The sequence below is a fragment of the Mycolicibacterium sediminis genome (genome assembly GCF_010731735.1).
GTDB classification, from domain to species: domain Bacteria; phylum Actinomycetota; class Actinomycetes; order Mycobacteriales; family Mycobacteriaceae; genus Mycobacterium; species Mycobacterium sediminis.
In genome coordinates, this window is the sequence record NZ_AP022588.1 from 4,331,354 (window position 1) to 4,348,556 (window position 17,203).

The 17,203-nt window shown below is 69.7% G+C and carries 15 protein-coding genes and 1 riboswitch; of the genes, 10 read left to right on the forward strand and 5 right to left on the reverse strand.

The features are described 5' to 3' along the window. The 10 genes from G6N64_RS20690 to gcvP all read left to right on the forward strand — a co-directional run bounded on the left by G6N64_RS20690 (window position 1) and on the right by gcvP (window position 9,128). Entirely contained in the window at window positions 1-681 is a 681-nt protein-coding gene (locus tag G6N64_RS20690; protein WP_409370768.1) for a CDP-alcohol phosphatidyltransferase family protein, read from the forward strand. A gap of 5 nt (window positions 682-686) precedes the next feature. Continuing rightward, window positions 687-1,583, forward strand: coding sequence for a DUF881 domain-containing protein (locus G6N64_RS20695; protein WP_246230734.1), 897 nt, complete (start codon window positions 687-689; stop codon window positions 1,581-1,583). Between the two features lie 51 nt (window positions 1,584-1,634). Beyond that, window positions 1,635-1,967, forward strand: coding sequence for a small basic family protein (locus tag G6N64_RS20700; RefSeq protein ID WP_163799318.1), 333 nt, complete (start codon window positions 1,635-1,637; stop codon window positions 1,965-1,967). Next, window positions 1,964-2,764 (forward strand): DUF881 domain-containing protein, encoded by an 801-nt coding sequence (locus G6N64_RS20705; protein WP_174266977.1) that lies wholly within the window; start codon window positions 1,964-1,966, stop codon window positions 2,762-2,764. Before G6N64_RS20700 ends, G6N64_RS20705 begins: the two co-directional genes overlap by 4 nt. A gap of 49 nt (window positions 2,765-2,813) precedes the next feature. Then, window positions 2,814-3,209 carry a glycine cleavage system protein GcvH gene (gene gcvH / locus G6N64_RS20710; RefSeq protein WP_163799321.1) on the forward strand — a complete coding sequence of 132 codons (396 nt, stop codon included), beginning with the start codon at window positions 2,814-2,816 and terminating at the stop codon, window positions 3,207-3,209. 169 nt (window positions 3,210-3,378) lie between these two features. Continuing rightward, complete coding sequence (gene garA, locus G6N64_RS20715; protein ID WP_174266978.1) at window positions 3,379-3,810, forward strand: glycogen accumulation regulator GarA; 432 nt, start codon at window positions 3,379-3,381, stop codon at window positions 3,808-3,810. Continuing rightward, on the forward strand, window positions 3,810-4,541 hold the full coding sequence (gene ftsR, locus G6N64_RS20720) for a transcriptional regulator FtsR (RefSeq protein ID WP_163799323.1): 732 nt from the start codon (window positions 3,810-3,812) through the stop codon (window positions 4,539-4,541). The genes garA and ftsR overlap by 1 nt, the downstream gene beginning before the upstream one ends. Window positions 4,542-4,589: 48 nt before the next feature. Continuing rightward, a complete protein-coding gene (locus G6N64_RS20725) occupies window positions 4,590-5,084 on the forward strand; it encodes a bifunctional nuclease family protein (RefSeq protein WP_163799325.1) in 495 nt (164 codons plus the stop codon). A gap of 225 nt (window positions 5,085-5,309) precedes the next feature. Continuing rightward, window positions 5,310-5,927, forward strand: coding sequence for a MerR family transcriptional regulator (locus G6N64_RS20730; protein ID WP_163799327.1), 618 nt, complete (start codon window positions 5,310-5,312; stop codon window positions 5,925-5,927). 42 nt (window positions 5,928-5,969) lie between these two features. Beyond that, window positions 5,970-6,067: riboswitch (glycine riboswitch) on the forward strand. Between the two features lie 190 nt (window positions 6,068-6,257). Next, on the forward strand, window positions 6,258-9,128 hold the full coding sequence (gcvP, locus tag G6N64_RS20735; RefSeq protein ID WP_163799329.1) for an aminomethyl-transferring glycine dehydrogenase: 2,871 nt from the start codon (window positions 6,258-6,260) through the stop codon (window positions 9,126-9,128). Between the two features lie 102 nt (window positions 9,129-9,230). Here the strand turns inward: gcvP and G6N64_RS20740 are convergent, their stop codons facing one another. The 5 genes from G6N64_RS20740 to G6N64_RS20760 all read right to left on the reverse strand — a co-directional run bounded on the left by G6N64_RS20740 (window position 9,231) and on the right by G6N64_RS20760 (window position 17,067). After that, window positions 9,231-11,369, reverse strand: a complete 2,139-nt coding sequence (locus G6N64_RS20740) for a substrate-binding domain-containing protein (RefSeq protein WP_163799332.1) — start codon at window positions 11,367-11,369, stop codon at window positions 9,231-9,233. An 82-nt stretch (window positions 11,370-11,451) separates the two neighbouring features. Next, window positions 11,452-13,677: a malate synthase G gene (locus G6N64_RS20745; RefSeq protein ID WP_163799333.1), complete on the reverse strand. Its 2,226-nt coding sequence runs from the start codon at window positions 13,675-13,677 to the stop codon at window positions 11,452-11,454. A 48-nt stretch (window positions 13,678-13,725) separates the two neighbouring features. Next, the gene (locus G6N64_RS20750; protein ID WP_163799335.1) at window positions 13,726-14,619 is read right to left on the reverse strand and encodes a 3-methyladenine DNA glycosylase; all 894 of its coding nucleotides are present in this window, start codon (window positions 14,617-14,619) and stop codon (window positions 13,726-13,728) included. Then, window positions 14,612-15,664, reverse strand: coding sequence for a hemolysin family protein (locus G6N64_RS20755; RefSeq protein ID WP_163799337.1), 1,053 nt, complete (start codon window positions 15,662-15,664; stop codon window positions 14,612-14,614). The genes G6N64_RS20750 and G6N64_RS20755 overlap by 8 nt, the downstream gene beginning before the upstream one ends. Beyond that, window positions 15,661-17,067 carry a hemolysin family protein gene (locus G6N64_RS20760; RefSeq protein ID WP_163799339.1) on the reverse strand — a complete coding sequence of 469 codons (1,407 nt, stop codon included), beginning with the start codon at window positions 17,065-17,067 and terminating at the stop codon, window positions 15,661-15,663. The genes G6N64_RS20755 and G6N64_RS20760 overlap by 4 nt, the downstream gene beginning before the upstream one ends. Window positions 17,068-17,203: the final 136 nt, after the last annotated feature.

Sequence of the window (17,203 nt, forward strand, 5' to 3'; positions counted from 1 at the left end):
ATGGCCATGGTGGCCTCGGCGGGCGGGACTGGAGCGACCGGGGAGTCTCACCCCGACGGCGGTCCGCGCACGCCCGGGCCCGGCGATCCGGCCCGGGGCGACCGGATCCTGACGATCCCCAACGGGCTCAGCGTGCTCCGGCTGATCCTGGTCCCGGTCTTCCTCTATCTCCTACTGATGTCGAAGGACTACGGCCCCGCGGTCGCCGTGCTGATGTTCAGCGGCTTCTCCGACTGGGCCGACGGCAAGATCGCCCGGCTGTTCGACAATCAGTCCTCTCGGCTCGGCGCGCTCCTCGACCCGGCCGTCGATCGCATCTACATGATCACCGTGCCGGTGGCGCTGGCCCTCGCCGGCATGGTGCCGTGGTGGTTCGTGCTGGTGCTGATCGGGCGCGACCTCGTCCTCGGCGGGACGCTGCCCGTGCTGCGCGGGCGGGGCCTGACGGCGCTGCCGGTGACCTACATCGGCAAGGCGGCCACGTTCGCCCTGATGTCGGGGTTCCCACTGATCCTGCTCGGGCAGTGGGACGCGATGTGGAGTCGCGTGATCCTGGCCATCGGATGGGCCTTCGCGATCTGGGGCATGGCCATGTACCTGTGGTCGGGCGTGCTGTACCTGATCCAGGTCGGCATGGTGGTGCGCGTGCTGCCCCGAGTCTCGGCCACCCCGAGGGGGTGACCCCGGTGGCGGACCACGAACGGACCCTCGGCGGGTACAGCCCGGAGGCGGGCCGCAACGCCCACGAGGCCGACGCCCCGACGCTGATCCCGTTGCCCTCGCTGCTGCGTTCGCTGCTGACCGACCACCTCGATCCCGGCTACGCCGCCGCGGCGAAACGCGTCCGTCCGAGACGTCTCGACTGGGCCTGGCAGGTGACGGCCGGGCTGGTCATCGCCGCGGTCCTGTCGACGGCGGTCGTCGAGGCGCGGTCGGTGGCCCCGGCGACCCGGGAGACCCAGCAGGTGCTCGCCGACGGCGTCCGCGCCGCGGAGTCGGCCACCGGCGCGGCCGTCACGCGTCGAGACGGCCTCGCCTCGGAGGTGGAGGCGGAGCGCCGAAGCCGGCTCGAGGGCGACGCGGCGGGCCGCGCCCTGCTCGCAAACCTCGACGGCGCGGAGTTCACCGCAGCGGCAACCCCCGTCCACGGGCCCGGACTCACCGTCACCGCCACGGAGCCAGGAGCTGCCCGCGACCTCTCGGACGTCTCCACGCAGCGCGTCGCCGGCAGCACGCAGGTCGTGCTCGACCGGGATTTGCAGCTGGTGGTCAACTCGCTGTGGGTGAGCGGCGCCGAGGCGATCGCGGTGGGCGGCGTGCGGATCGGACCCAACGTGACCATCCGGCACGCGGGCGGAGGAATCCTCGTCGACAATCAACCCGTCACCAGTCCCTACGTCGTCCTCGCGATCGGGCCGCCCCAAGCCATGCAGGACGTGTTCGACCACAGCCCGGGACTGCAGCGGCTGAGGCTTCTCGAGGCGTCCTACGGCGTGGGAGTCGAGGTCGCCGCCGGCGACGACCTGTCCGTCCCCGCCGGGCCGGTGCGGGACCTGAACTTCGCCCGACCGATGGGACCGTGATCGGGAGACGATGATGATGCAACCCGTGAGACCGGAACGGATCGGACGTACATGATCGGAATCGTCGCGCTCGTCGTCGGCATCGCGCTGGGATTGGTGTTTCACCCGAGCGTCCCCGACGCGATCCAGCCCTACCTGCCGATCGCGGTCGTCGCGGCCTTGGACGCCGTGTTCGGCGGGCTGCGCGCATACCTGGAGCGGATCTTCGACTCGAAGGTGTTCGTGATCTCGTTCGTCTTCAACGTGCTGGTGGCGTCGATCATCGTGTACGTGGGGGACCAGCTCGGGGTGGGCACGCAGCTGTCCACGGCCATCATCGTGGTGCTCGGCATCCGCATCTTCGGCAACGCCGCAGCGCTGCGGCGCAGGCTGTTCGGGGCCTGAGGGTGAACGAGCCGCACGGCAGGCACGAACTCCCGCCCGAGGAGCACGCCCGACCGATCGGGGACCTGCAACCGGCGGGTGTCGGTGGGATGCTCCGGCGCGGCCGCTCGCAGATCGGGTTCTCCGTCCTGGCGATCCTGCTGTGCCTGGTGCTCGGCGTCGCGATCGTGACGCAGGCACGGCAGACGGAGTCGGGCGACTCGCTGGAGACAGCGCGGCCCGCCGACCTGCTGATACTGCTCGACTCCCTGCAGCAGCGGGAGGCCGCGCTCAACACCGAGGTGGCCGATCTGCAGCGCACCCTCACCGCGCTGCAGGCCTCCGGCGGTGATGACGAAGCCGCCATCCAGAACGCCCGCGACCGACTCGCCGCGCTGTCGATCCTGATCGGCACCGTCGGCGCGACCGGGCCGGGCGTGACGCTGACCATCGCCGACACCGCGCCCGGGGTGGCGCCGGAGACCATGCTCGACGTGATCAACGAGCTGCGGGCGGCCGGGGCCGAGGCCATGGAGATCAGTGACCCGACCGGCGCCGCCATCAGGGTGGGCGTCGACACATGGGTGGTGGGCACGCCCGGCGCGCTGATCGTCGACGGCACGACGCTCACCCCGCCGTATTCCGTACTCGCGATCGGGGATCCGCCGACGCTGGCCGCCGCGATGAACATCCCCGGCGGGGCGATGGACAGCGTCGAACGCGTCGGCGGCACAATGACCGTGCAGCAGACCGACACCGTGAACGTGACCGCCTTGCGGCAACCGAAACCCCGCCAATACGCTCAGCCGGGCAAGTGAATACCGCCGGCCGTGCAGCGGACACCGAGCGAAACGACCTAGGAGCGCCGTGAGCGAAACCCCGTCTGACCTGTCCTACACCGCCGACCACGAATGGGTCCGGGTCACCGGGGACGACACCGTGCGAGTCGGGATCACCGACTACGCCCAGGCGGCCCTGGGCGACGTGGTGTTCGTGGACCTGCCGTCGGTCGGCGACGAGGTGACCGCCGGCGGCGAATTCGGCAACGTCGAGTCGACCAAGTCGCAGTCCGAGCTGTACGCCCCGATCACCGCGAAAGTCGTTGCGGTCAACGAGGACCTGTCCGATTCGCCGGAACTGGTCAACTCCGACCCCTACGGCGGCGGCTGGCTGATCGACCTGCAGATCGGCGGCGACTCCCTCGAGGCCGCCACCGCCGATTTGCTGGACGCCGACGCCTACCGCGCCACCCTCGACGAATGACCGAATCCGGCGGGGGTGAACACAGCGGCATGGGCCGCGCGGTACGGTCGAGTAGATCGAAAGAGGGTCGTCCGCAGCGTCGGGCGGCCAGGCAGACATCGCCACAGCAGCCAGTGAGGAGCAGCGGGTGACGGACAACGACACCAGTTCGGCGGACGATTCCACGGAGATGACGGTCGAGACCACGTCGGTCTTCCGGGCCGACTTCCTCAACGAGCTGGACGCCCCGGCCGCGACGAGTACCGAGGGTTCGGTCTCGGGCGTCGAGGGCCTGCCCACGGGATCGGCGTTGCTCGTCGTGAAGCGGGGCCCGAACGCGGGTTCGCGCTTCCTGCTCGACCAGGCCACCACCTCGGCCGGCCGGCATCCCGACAGCGACATCTTCCTCGACGACGTCACGGTGAGCCGTCGGCACGCCGAGTTCCGCCTGGAGACGGGCGAGTTCCAGGTCGTCGACGTCGGCAGCCTGAACGGCACCTACGTCAACCGGGAGCCCGTCGATTCGGCGGTGCTCGCCAACGGCGACGAGGTTCAGATCGGCAAGTTCCGGTTGGTCTTCCTGACCGGACCCAAGACCGACGACGGCGGCTCGGCCGGGTAATGACCGCCCCCGACACCCCTGCGCTGGCCGGGATGTCGATCGGGGCGGTCCTGGACCTGCTGCGACCCGACTTCCCGGACGTGACGATCTCCAAGATCCGGTTCTTGGAGACCGAGGGCCTGGTGACGCCGGAACGCACACCGTCGGGGTACCGGCGCTTCACCGCCTATGACTGCGCTCGCCTGCGGTTCGTCCTGACGGCGCAGCGCGATCACTATCTGCCGCTGAAGGTCATCAAGGCACAACTCGACGAACAACCCGACGGCGAACTGCCTGCCATCGGATCCGCCTACGTCGCACCGCGGCTGGTCCCGGTGCCGGACGACTCCGACGACGTCGGCGCGGTGGTGCCGCGGACGCAGGTGCGGTTGAGCCGCGAGGATCTGCTCGTCCGGTCCGGTGTGGACGAGGGCTTCCTCTCCGCACTGGTCAAGGCCGGCGTCATCAAACCGGGGACGGCGGGATTCTTCGACGAGTTCGCCGTCGTCACCGCGCAGTGCGCGAAGGCCCTCGCCGACTACGGCGTCGAGCCGCGCCACCTGCGCGCGTTCCGATCGGCGGCCGACCGCCAGTCCGACCTCATCGCCCAGATCGCCGGGCCGGTCGAGAAGGCCAGACGCGAAGGCGCGAAGGACCGTGCCGACGATCTCGCCAGAGAGGTCGCCGCACTGGCGATCACGTTGCACACGTCGCTGATCAAGTCCGCCGTGCGCGACGTTCTCGAACGCTGAGGACTAGACTTGCGATCACTATCTTGAGGTTGCGGAGGGCAGACACAGATGGGTGAGGTTCGTGTGGTCGGCATTCGCATCGAACAGCCGCAGAACCAGCCGGTCTTGCTGTTGCGCGAGTCGAATGGCGACCGGTATCTGCCGATCTGGATCGGGCAGGGTGAGGCCAGTGCCATCGCACTGGAGCAGCAGGGTGTCGAGCCGGTCCGGCCGCAGACGCACGATCTGATCCGAGATCTGATTGCCGCCCTGGGCCATTCGCTCAAGGAGGTCCGCATCGTCGACCTCCAGGAGGGCACCTTCTACGCCGACCTGGTGTTCGACCGCGACGTCACGGTCTCGGCTCGGCCGTCGGACTCCGTGGCGATCGCGCTGCGGGTGGGCGTGCCGATCTACGTCGAGGAGGCGGTGCTGGCCGAGGCCGGCCTGCTGATCCCCGACGAGGGCGACGAGGACAGCTCGGGCCCCGTCCGCGAGGACGAGGTCGAGAAGTTCAAGGAGTTCCTGGACAGCGTGTCGCCCGACGACTTCAAGGCGACCTGACCTCGGTCCGGTGTGTCACGGATGCGTCTCAACTGTCGACCACGTGTCGACACGCGGGTCAGGTTTGCGTGATCGGCGATCAGGGCAGCCATAATTCGAGGGTATTCAGCCAGCCACGCACATGGCCGGAAGCGTATGCTCGACACACTCGAGCTTGGAGCACACCGCGCTGCGTCTGAAGCTGCGGCGCACGAAAGCGACTTGAATTCGGCGAGAGGATGCACGGTGGGCGACACGCCACGGCAAGGGCGACTGGATCTCTCCTCCGGTGACACACCGGCGGCCCCGGTGGCAGCCACCGAACCCGTGCAGGGCGGACTGTTCCCCGACGACTCCGTCCCCGACGAACTGGTCGGGTACCGCGGGCCCAGCGCCTGCCAGATCGCGGGCATCACCTACCGGCAGCTGGACTACTGGGCACGCACCTCGCTCGTCGTCCCCTCCATCCGCAGCGCGGCCGGCTCCGGCAGCCAGCGGCTGTACTCGTTCAAGGACATCCTGGTCCTCAAGATCGTCAAGCGACTGCTCGACACCGGCATCTCGCTGCACAACATCCGCGTCGCCGTCGACCACCTCCGGCAGCGTGGCGTGAAGGATCTGGCGAACATCACGCTGTTCTCCGACGGCACCACCGTGTACGAGTGCACGTCAGCCGAAGAGGTCGTCGACCTGCTGCAGGGCGGCCAGGGCGTCTTCGGCATCGCAGTGTCGGGTGCCATGCGCGAACTCACCGGCGCCATTGCGGACTTCCCAGGTGAACGAGCCGACGGCGGCGAATCGATCGCCGCGCCCGAGGACGAACTGGCGTCGCGCCGCAAGCATCGCGACCGCAAGATCGGCTGACGTCACCTCCGCTGCGCGCTGCCGCTAGACTGGCAACTGCATCGTCCCCTTGCGGGAGAGTTCCGTGGTTGCCAGCTGCGGACGCCGAAGGAGCAATACCTCTCCATCAACCTCTCAGGCACAAGGACCGCCTGGGGCCCCGATGCCTCTGGAAAGCGGTGCGCCGGCCACGGCCGGTGCGCCCGCCCATGGGGAAAGGCGACGCAACGTCGAGGCACAGCCGCCTCCGTCGCCGAATCTCTCAGGCGCCCGGTCTCGGGTCGACGACAGAGGGGGAGGGCCGCGAGCGGTTCTGGGCAATCCCCCTGCCCTTGTCGAAATGAGGCCCACGTGTCCGGTAACGCCGTCCACCCCGCCAACGAGCACCACCAGCCACGATTCGCAGACCGTCACATCGGACCCGATGCGGCCGCCATCGACACGATGCTCGACGTCATCGGCGTCGAGTCGCTCGACGTCCTCGCCGAGAAGGCGCTGCCGGTCGGCATCCTCGACGCGCTGAGCCCCGGTGGCATGGCGCCGGGCCTCGATCAGCTGCCGCCGCCGGCGACCGAGGAGCAGGCGCTCGCCGAACTCCGCGCGCTCGCGCTGACCAACACCGTCGCGGTGTCGATGATCGGTCAGGGCTACTACGACACGCTGACCCCCGCCGTGCTCCGCCGCAACATCCTGGAGAACCCCGCCTGGTACACGGCCTACACGCCGTACCAGCCGGAGATCAGCCAGGGCCGGCTCGAGGCGCTGCTCAACTTCCAGACCATGGTGGAGGACCTGACCGGCCTCGAGGTGGCCAACGCGTCGATGCTCGACGAGGGCACCGCGGCCGCCGAGGCGATGACGCTGATGTACCGCGCCGCCAAGGGCTCGGTGAACCGCCTCGCCGTGGACGCCGACGTCTACCGCCAGACCGCCGCGGTCATCGAGACGCGGGCGCAGCCGCTCGGCATCGAGATCGTGACCGCAGACCTGCGCGACGGCCTGCCCGAGGGTGACTTCTTCGGCGTGATCGTCCAACTCCCCGGCGCCAGCGGTGCCGTCGTCGACTGGTCGACCCTGATCGGGCAGGCCCACGACCGCGGCGCACTCGTCGCGGTGGGGGCGGACCTGCTGTCGCTGACGCTGATCACGCCTCCCGGCGAGATCGGCGCCGACGTCGCGTTCGGCACCACCCAGCGCTTCGGCGTGCCGATGGGCTTCGGCGGTCCGCACGCCGGGTACCTCGCCGTGCACACCAAGCAGGCCCGCCAGCTCCCCGGCCGCCTCGTCGGCGTCTCCGTCGACGCGGACGGGTCGCCCGCCTACCGCCTCGCCCTGCAGACGCGGGAACAGCACATCCGGCGTGACAAGGCCACCAGCAACATCTGCACCGCGCAGGTGCTGCTCGCGGTCATGGCTGCGATGTACGCCAGCTACCACGGCGCCGACGGCCTCACCGCGATTGCCCACCGGGTGCACGGGAACGCCCTGGGCATTGCCGCCGGACTGCGCACTGCGGACGTCGAGGTGGTGCACGACGCCTTCTTCGACACCGTCCTCGCCGAGGTCCCCGGCCGGGCCGAGGAGGTCGGTGCCGCCGCCAAGGAGCGCGGCATCAACGTCTGGGTCGTCGACGCCGACCACGTGTCGGTGGCGTGCGACGAGGCCACGACGGCCGAGCACGTCGAGAAGGTGCTCGAGGCCTTCGGCGCCACGCGCGGCGGACAGCACCAGCCCGGCCCGTCGATCCACACGCGCACGTCGGCGTTCCTGACGCACCCGGCCTTCACGCGCTACCGCACCGAGACGGAGATGATGCGGTACCTGCGGTCGCTGTCCGACAAGGACATCGCCCTGGACCGCAGCATGATCCCGCTCGGCTCGTGCACGATGAAGCTGAACGCGGCCGCCGAGATGGAGCCCATCACCTGGCCCGAGTTCGCCCGTCAGCATCCGTTCGCACCCGCCTCGGACACCCCGGGCCTGCGACGGCTGATCTCCGACCTCGAGGGATGGCTCACGCAGCTCACCGGATACGACGCGGTGTCGCTGCAGCCGAACGCCGGTTCGCAGGGCGAGTACGCGGGCCTGCTCGCCATCCAGGCCTACCACCTGAGCCGCGGCGACGAGCAGCGCAACATCTGCCTCATCCCGTCCAGCGCGCACGGTACGAACGCGGCATCGGCCGCCCTGGCGGGCATGCGCGTCGTGGTCGTCGCGTGTCGCGAGAACGGCGACGTCGACCTCGACGACCTGCGGGCCAAGATCGCCGAGCACACCGATTCCATTGCGGCGCTGATGATCACGTATCCGTCCACCCACGGGGTGTTCGAGCACGACGTGGCCGACATCTGTGCGGCGGTGCACGACGTCGGTGGTCAGGTGTACGTCGACGGCGCGAACCTCAACGCGCTCGTCGGCCTCGCCCGGCCGGGCAAGTTCGGTGGCGACGTCAGTCACCTGAACCTGCACAAGACGTTCTGCATCCCGCACGGCGGCGGCGGCCCCGGCGTCGGTCCCGTCGCGGTGGGCTCGCACCTCGCGCCGTTCCTGCCGGGTCACCCCATGGCCGAGGAACTCACCGACACCTACACCGTGTCGTCGGCGCCCTACGGTTCGGCGTCCATCCTGCCGATCACCTGGATGTACATCCGGATGATGGGCGCGCCGGGACTGCGAGCGGCGACGTTGACGGCCATCGCGTCGGCCAACTACGTGGCGCGCCGGCTCGACGAGTACTACCCGGTGCTCTACACCGGCGAGAACGGCATGGTCGCCCACGAGTGCATCCTCGACCTGCGCGGCATCACGAAGTCGACCGGCGTCACGGTCGACGACGTCGCAAAGCGACTGGCGGACTTCGGCTTCCACGCACCCACCATGAGCTTCCCCGTCGCGGGGACGCTGATGGTGGAGCCCACGGAGAGCGAGAGCCTGCACGAGGTCGACGCCTTCTGCGAGGCGATGATCGCCATCCGCGCGGAGATCGACCAGGTCGGGTCGGGCGCGTGGCCGGTGGAGGACAACCCGCTGCGCGGCGCACCGCACACGGCGGCGTCGCTGCTCGTCGACGAGTGGACCCACCCCTACACCCGCGAGCAGGCCGCCTACCCCCTCGGCAAGGCGTTCCGGCCGAAGGTGTGGCCGCCCGTTCGTCGGGTGGACAGTGCCTACGGCGACCGCAACCTGGTGTGCTCGTGCCCGCCGGTCGAGGCCTTCGCCTGACCTGACGGGTCCTCTGCCCGCGAACGTTGGTTACCGCCACGCCTCACCGGCGTGTCGCGTGCCGGTAACCAACGTTCGGCGGAGACGGAGTACGGCGGCCGATCAGCCCACGACGCTGGTCAGCGCCGCCTGCAGCTCCGGACCCGTGGATGCGGAGAGGTTCTGGTAGCTGCCGCCGGTGATCTGGGACAGCGCCTCCCACGTGGCGCGGTCCGGATCGGAGCCGAAGTCGATCACGTTGACCGCGACGGGCTTCGCCTGCTGGAAGGCCGAGCGAACGACGTCCTGCAGGCCCTGCCCGTCGAGTGACTGGTCGGTGTGTGGGCCGGACGTGATGACCAGCACCGAATTCGGCTGGCCCTCGCGGTAGTTCACGTTCGCCTCGTTGTAGACCAGGCGCATGGTGGTGAACGACACGGCACCGCCACCCGAGGCGACCTGGCCGCGCAGGTTGTCGGTCAACGCGGTCGACCGCGGTTGTCCGCCGACGGGATCGCTCAGCGGGCCGAGCGCCACCTCGTTGCGACCCGCGACGCCGTCGAACGTCCACAGGCCGACGGCGGCGGTCGGCGGGAGCGCGCCGATCCTGTCCGCCAGACCCGCGGTGACGTTCGCGACGCGGCTGCGGCCGCCCTCGTCGACGTTCATCGACTGATCGAGCATGATCGTGACCGCCGGGTTCTGGGCGGGGGAGGCGACGGCCTCGGCGAGCGTCGCGCGCGTCGCGGCGTCACCGGCGGCCACCGGCGCACCCACGGTCCCGAAGTCGGTGACGTCGCTGTCCGGCGGAGTGGCGCCGTCGACGCGGAAGCCGGCGTTCCCGAACTCGGTCAGCGCCTCGGGCTTGCGCAGGAAGCGGGCGAATTCGCTTGCCGCACTCACCTGTTCCTGGGACAGCCAGTCGCCCGACAGCAGCACCGTGGGGTAGTCGGCGACGGCCGACGGACCGGACGGCAACCACCCCGCCAGCTTGTCCTTCGCGTCGGGGAGATCCTTCCCCCGCTGGAAGAGCTGCTGCTCGGTGGTCGCGACGGCGTGCACCGAGGAGTCGGCGGCGTTCGAGCCCGCCAGCAAGGCGTCGATCGCCGTGGACAGCGTGGCGTCCGCGAGTTCGGGACGACCGTTGAGCAGGGTGTTGATCGCCGACGCACCGGCCGTGGCGGGTGCACCGGCCGGAGCGGCCTCGACGGCGACCGCCTCGGCAGCCAGGTACGTCGCGTCCGCGTCGCCCTCGGTGGGCAGCGCCAGCCGCAGACCACCCCAGCCGGACAGGCCGAGGCCGTCCAGTGCCGCCCGGTTGCTCTGCAGAGCAGGCAGATCCGCCCACGTCCGCTGTCCGAGAGCCGCCTGAAGTTGGGGCCGGACGGCGAGCATCACGGGGGAGGTCACCAGTGAACGGCTGTCGCTGATGGTCTGCGCACCCGACGCGGTCTCGAGGCGGGCTTCCGACACCGAGCTGGCGGGAATCCAGAGTGCCGGCTTCTGGCCCAGGTCGCCGGGCCATGCGGCACCGAAGCCGTCGATCACCTGGTTCGAGTCGCCGCGCTGCACGTCGACCTTGACGCACTTGTCGCCCACCGGCGCGGCGTTGCCGTTGTACTGCTCGGCGAGCGTCTGTACCTGGTCGGCGATCGACGGGTCGGCGACCACCGCGACGACCAGTTCGCCCTCGACGCAGCGGGCGGCCGACACCTGGGACCGGTTGGAGAGGGCATCGCCGAGGAAGCGCCACACGATGACGCCGGCCACGACCACGACGACCGTGACGAGCGCGACGATGACGCCGACGCTGACGCCGCGTCGCTTGGGCTGGATGGCCCGGTGGCTACCCGTCCACTCGCCACCCTCCCACTCGCCGCCGTGTTGCGGACCCGACGGTGGGCGGGGTGGGGAGGACGCGAAGGCCCGGGTCGGTGACTCGTCGGCGGGGCCGTGATCGCCCTCGTCCTCGTCGTAATCGTCGTAATCGTCGTCGTGATCGTCGTAGTCGTCGACGTCCTCGGAGGGGCGCTCGGTCGGCTCCTCGTAGCGGGCATCGCGCTGTCCGTGCCAGTACGCGTCGTCACGGTAGTCCGGCTCGGCACCGGGTTCGGCCGGGCCGCCGTAGGTCTGCGCAACGAAATCATCGTCGGCCGGGCGGTTTTCGACGGACGGATCCGGCTCGCCGACGTCGTCGCCCGCCGGGGTCGGTGGGCGACGGTCGTCCGAGTCGTCGGGGTCGGGAACGCTGTGCCTGCCCATCCCTAGCCCCTGTACTCCTCGTGCTCGGTGGTCACCTTGGTGTTACCAGAGTGACTCGTGATCCGGTCCCGCCGAAGTCTAGTCACTGCCCCGCGTGACGCGCCTTGAACTCCCGGCGCCGGCGATGAAGGATCGGCTCGGTGTAGCCGTTCGGCTGCTGGGTGCCCGACAGGATCAGTTCCTGGGCAGCCTGGAAGGCGACGCTGCCCTCGGGGTCCGATGCCATCGGCAGGTAGTCGCTGGCGCCGGAGTTCTGCTCGTCGACCTTCTCGGCCATCCGGCGCAGGCTGGCCGTGACGTCCTCCTCGGTGATGACGCCGTGGCGCAGCCAGTTCGCGAGCAGCTGGCTGGAGATGCGAAGGGTGGCGCGGTCCTCCATGAGGGCGACGTCGTGGATGTCGGGCACCTTCGAGCAGCCGACGCCCGCCTCGACCCAGCGCACCACGTAGCCCAGGATCGACTGACAGTTGTTGTCGACCTCCTCGCGGATCTCCTCGGGCGCCCACGCGAGCTCCTTGGCCAGCGGAATCGTCAGGAGCTCGTCGACCGTGGTGCGGGTCTTCCCTGCCAGTTCCCGCTGGACCTCGGCGACGTCGACCTGGTGGTAGTGCATCGCGTGCAGGGTCGCCGCGGTGGGCGATGGGACCCACGCCGTCGTCGCGCCGGCCTTCGGCTGACCGATCTTCTGCTCGACCATGTCTGCCATCAGGTCGGTCATCGCCCACATGCCCTTGCCGATCTGCGCGCGCCCGGACAGTCCCGTGGCCAGGCCGACGTCGACGTTGGCGTCCTCGTAGGCCTTGATCCATGGCTGGCTCTTCATCGCGCCCTTGCGGATCATCGGACCCGCCTCCATCGAGGTGTGGATCTCGTCGCCGGTGCGGTCGAGGAATCCGGTGTTGATGAACACCACCCGATCGGCGGCGGCCTTGATGCACGCCTTCAGGTTGAGCGTGGTCCGCCGCTCCTCGTCCATGATGCCGACCTTGAGCGTGCCCTGCGGGATGTTCAGGACGTCCTCGACGCGGCTGAACAGCTCACAGGTGAACGCGACCTCGTCGGGGCCGTGCATCTTGGGCTTCACGATGTAGGCGCTGCCGGTACGGCTGTTGGCATACGGGCCGTTGGCGCCGTCGTTCTCGTCGGCACCGCGCAGGCCGTGCACCGCGATGAGGCCGGTGAACAGCGCGTCCTGGATGCCTTCGGGAACCTCGTTGCCGTCGGCATCCACGATCGCGTCGTTGGTCATCAGGTGGCCGACGTTGCGGACGAAGAGCAGGCTCCGGCCGGGCAGGCTCAGCTCGGACTCGCCGTCGGGGCCGGTGTAGGTGCGGTCGTCGTTGAGCGTGCGGGTGAACGACTTGCCGCCCTTGCTGACCTCTTCGGCCAGATCGCCGCGGTTGAGGCCCAGCCAGTTGCGGTAGCCCAGCACCTTGTCGTCGGCGTCGACGGCCGCGACGGAGTCCTCGAAGTCCATGATCGTGGTGATCGCCGACTCCAGCACGACGTCCTTGATGCCGGCCCGGTCGGTCGAGCCGACGGGGGAGTCGGGGTCGATCAGGATCTCGACGTGCAGACCGTGGTTGACGAGCAGCACCGAGGTCGGCGCGCCCGGCTCGCCGAGGTACCCGGCGAATCGCTCGGGGTCGGCGAGTCCGACGCTCGTGTCGTCACCGAGGGTGGCGAGGACCTGGCCGCCGTCGATCGTCAGGCCGTCGATGTCGGCCCACGAGCCGGTGGCCAGTGGGACGGCCTCGTCGAGGAAGTTCCGGGCGTAGGCGATCACCTTGTCGCCGCGCACCCGGTTGTAGCTGGTGCCCTTCTCAGCGCCGTCCTCCTCGGAGATGACGTCGGTGCCGTAGAGCGCGTCGTACAGCGATCCCCACCGGGCGTTGGCGGCGTTGAGGGCGAACCGCGCGTTGAGGATCGGGACCACAAGCTGGGGACCGGCGGTCGAGGTGATCTCGGCGTCCACGCCGGACGTCGTCACCGAGAAGTCCTCGGGCTCGGGCAGCAGGTACCCGATGTCGGTCAGGAACTGCTGGTACTCGGCGGCGTCGAACGGTCCGATGACGCGCTGCCGGTGCCACTTGTCGATCTGGGCCTGTAGGTCGTCGCGCCGGGCCAGCAGGTCCTGGTTCTTCGGCGCGAGGTCGGTGACCACCTTGTCGACGCCGGCCCAGAAGCTGTCGGGATCCAGGCCGGTGCCCGGCAGGGCCTCGTTGGTGATGAAGTCGTGCAGCACCTTGGCAACCCGCAGGTTGCCGACGGACACGCGGTCGGTTCCTGGAGCGGTGGTCTCGTTCATCTCTCTCCTCCTGAAGCGTCGATCAAGCTTACCCGTGGGTAATCGCAGCTAACCGCCGTGCGCGGCCCGCAGCAGCAGGTCACACGCGTCTGCGAGCGCGGCGCGCAGCGGCTCCGCGCGGTCGGCGACGTCCTGTTGGGCCCGGACGTACTCGGCCCGGCCCGCGGGCGTCTCGACGGCGATCGGGTCGAAACCATAGTCGGTCAGGTCGTAGGGGCTGGCCCGCATGTCGACCTCACGGGCGTTCGCGGCCACCTCGAGGCAGTCGAGTACCAGCGCCGCGTCCACCAGCGGCCCCAGCTTGTAGGCCCACTTGTACAGGTCCATCGAGGCGTGGATGCAACCCGGCTGCTCGGTGGCGACCTGGTCGGCACGGCTCAGCGGCAGCGCGTTCCTGGGTGCCGCAGCGTCGGTGAAGAACCGGAACGCGTCGAAGTGCGTGCAGCGCAACGGCACCGACTCGACGACCGCATCGGTGTCCGCGGCACCGAGCCGCAGCGGTACCCGACCGTGCCGGACCTCGGGCGCGCGATAGACCATGGCCCACTCGTGGAGGCCGAAGCAGTTCAACCGGGCCGGTCGTGCGGCCGTGGCGCGCAGCAGCTCGCCGATGAACGCGATCGCGTCGATCCGCGAGCGGACGTACTCGATGGACACCCCGACCCCGGCCGCGCTGCGCACGTACCCGCCGCGGCGCAGGAACGACGCCGCCGACGGGCCGTCGAGGTGGGTGCCGAACCCGGGATGCCACCGGCGCACCTGGCGCGGTCGCAGGCTGTAGTAGGTGAACAGGAAGTCCCACACGGGGTGGGGAACGCCACGGGCGGCCCGTTCCCGGTGCGGCCCGACGAAGCGGTCGGCCCGCACCTCGTGCCGCTCCTGGCGGGCGGTCCAGTCCGGTTCGGCCAGGACGGTGACCTCGCGGGCGAGGACGTCAGACACGGTGCGTTCCGTCGCGGACCGTCCCCACGAGGTCCTCCACCAGGTCCTCCAGGGCGACCATCGCCGTCACCTCGTCGTCGGTCGTCACCAGCGCGAGGTGGCTGTTGTCGCGGCGGAGCCGGGAGAGCGCGACGGCCAGCGGAAGCGACGCGGACACCGTGGGCAGCGCGCGGACCATGGCCGGCTCGACGACCGCCTCCGGGTCGTTGATCAGCGACAGCACGTCCTTGATGTGCACGTAGCCGATGAAGGCGCCGTCGGCCTCGGTCACCGGGAACCGGGAGTAGCCGGTGTCGGCGAGCGCGCGCTCGATCGCGGCGACCGTGGGGCCCGCGCCCGGCGCGGACACCGGAACCGCGCGGATGTCGGCCAGGGGGATCGCGACGTCGCGCACGACTCGGTTGCGGATCTGCAGGGCGCGGGTGAGGCGGGTGTGCTCCTCGGGGTCGAGCAGCCCCTCGGACAGCGATTCGGCGATCATCTCGGACAGTTCGACCGTCGACACCGTGACGTCGAGCTCGTCCTTGGGTTCCACTCCGAGCGCACGCAACGTGCTGTTGGCACACCAGTTGTAGAAGGCGATGAACGGCTTCGCCAGCCGCATGTAGACCAGGTAGACCGGGATCAGCAGCATGGCCGTCGACTCGGGTCCGGCGATGGCGATGTTCTTCGGCACCATCTCGCCGAGCAGGACGTGCAGCGTCACCACGACGCCGAGTGCGATGAGGAACGCCACGGTGTGCAGCACGGAGTCGGGGATCCCGACGGCACTGAACGGCTTCTCCAGCAGATGCGCCACGGCCGGTTCACCGACGCGACCCAGCAGGATGGAACAGATCGTGATGCCCAGCTGTGCGCCGGCGAGCATCAGGGATAGGTTCTCGCCCGCGCGGATCACGGTGACCGCACTCTTCTTGCCCTGTTCGGCCAACGCCTCGAGACGGTCGCGCCGCGCGGAGATCAGCGCGAACTCCGAGCCCACGAAGAAGGCGTTGAGGCCCAGCAGTACGGCGGTCAGCAGCACGCCGAGCAGGTCGGTGGTCACGACCGGCCACCCCCGTCCGCGTCGTCGTCGTTCCCGTCCTCGTCCTCGTCCTGGGCGAGGTCGCTGCGACGGCCGAGTTCGGTCAGTTCAAGCAGGTCGATGCGGCGGCCCTCCATCTGGATGACCTTGGCCTGCCAGACGATCGGATCGTCGAGCGGGCCGTCCGGATCGAACTCGGTGAGTTCGACCGTCTCGCCCGGTTCGGGGATGTGACCGAGTTCCTCGAGGACGAGGCCGCCGATCGTCTCGTACTCACCCTCGGACGGGCGGAACGACGTCGCTGCACGCACCTCGTCGATGCGCAGCAGGCCCGACATCCGCCAGCCGTCCTCGATGGTGACGACGTCGGGTGTCGCGTCGTCGTGCTCGTCGCGCACGTCGCCGACGATCTCCTCGATGAGGTCCTCGACGGTCACCATGCCGGCCGTGCCGCCGTACTCGTCCACGACGAGGGCGGTCTGCAGACCGTTCGCGCGGATCTCGGTCATCACCGAGTCGCCGTCGAGCGTGGACGGCACTGTGGCGACCGGCAGCGCCACCGCGGCCAGTTGGGTCCGGGACCGCTCGGCGACCGGCACCGAGAACACCTGTTTGACGTGGACGATGCCGATGGTCTCGTCGAGGTCGCCCTCGATGATGGGGAAGCGCGAGTACCCGGTCTCCATCGCCTTGACCAGCAGGTCGGCGACGGTGTCGTCGGAGGCCAGGGACTCGATCTTCGGCCGCGGGGTCATGAGTTCCTCCGCGGTGCGTTCACCGAACTTCAGCGACCGGTCGACCAGGTCGGCGGTGCCGGCGTCGAGCGATCCGCTCTGCTTGGAGTTGCGGACCAGCGACACCAGCTCCTGCGGGGAACGGGCAGAGCGCAGTTCCTCGGCGGGCTCGATACCCAGCTGACGCAGAATCCAGTTCGCGGTGCCGTTGGTGACGTTGATCGCCGGGGTGAGCAGTCGGGAGAACCACCACTGTGGCGGCGCGGCCCAGCGGGCGGTGGGCGCGGGTTTGGCGACGGCGAGGTTCTTGGGGACGAGTTCGCCGAACACCATGGAGATCGAGGTGGCGATCAGGAGCGCCAGGACGAGGGCTACGCCGTCGAGCATGCCCTCGGGCACCTTGATCGCCGTCAGCGGCCCACGCAGCAGCCGGGCGACGACCGGTTCGGCCAGGTAGCCGGTGGCCAGCGTGGTCATCGAGATGCCGAGCTGGGCGCCGGAGAGCTGGAACGACAGCGACTTGTGCGCCTTCTGCACGACGCCGTCGCGCCAGCCACCGGTCTTCGCGTTGGCGTCGACGGTGCTGCGTTCCAGCGCGGTCAGGGAGAACTCCGCGGCCACGAACACCGCCGTGCCCAGCGTCAGCGCGACGATCGCGAGGATGCTGAGCAGGGTGAGGGTGAGGCTCACGTGCGACCCACCCCTTGGGCGCCGGGCACGTGGCCCGGCCTCCTACTGGAGGGTTCGGCGTCGCTGGGCTGCTGGGCCGCCGGTTCGCAGCCGGCGTCCGGTTCAGTGCCAGGGGCCTCGGCAGGTGCCTGTGGCA

Bases quoted from the DNA above. Each gene is read 5' to 3' on its own strand.
- G6N64_RS20690 (WP_409370768.1), top strand. From the start codon at position 1: ATGGCCATGGTGGCCTCGGCGGGCGGGACTGGAGCGACCGGGGAGTCT.
- G6N64_RS20700 (WP_163799318.1), top strand. From the start codon at position 1,635: ATGATCGGAATCGTCGCGCTCGTCGTCGGCATCGCGCTGGGATTGGTG.
- garA (WP_174266978.1), top strand. From the start codon at position 3,379: ATGACGGTCGAGACCACGTCGGTCTTCCGGGCCGACTTCCTCAACGAG.
- ftsR (WP_163799323.1), top strand. From the start codon at position 3,810: ATGACCGCCCCCGACACCCCTGCGCTGGCCGGGATGTCGATCGGGGCG.
- G6N64_RS20725 (WP_163799325.1), top strand. From the start codon at position 4,590: ATGGGTGAGGTTCGTGTGGTCGGCATTCGCATCGAACAGCCGCAGAAC.
- G6N64_RS20740 (WP_163799332.1), bottom strand. From the start codon at position 11,369: ATGGGCAGGCACAGCGTTCCCGACCCCGACGACTCGGACGACCGTCGC.
- G6N64_RS20745 (WP_163799333.1), bottom strand. From the start codon at position 13,677: ATGAACGAGACCACCGCTCCAGGAACCGACCGCGTGTCCGTCGGCAAC.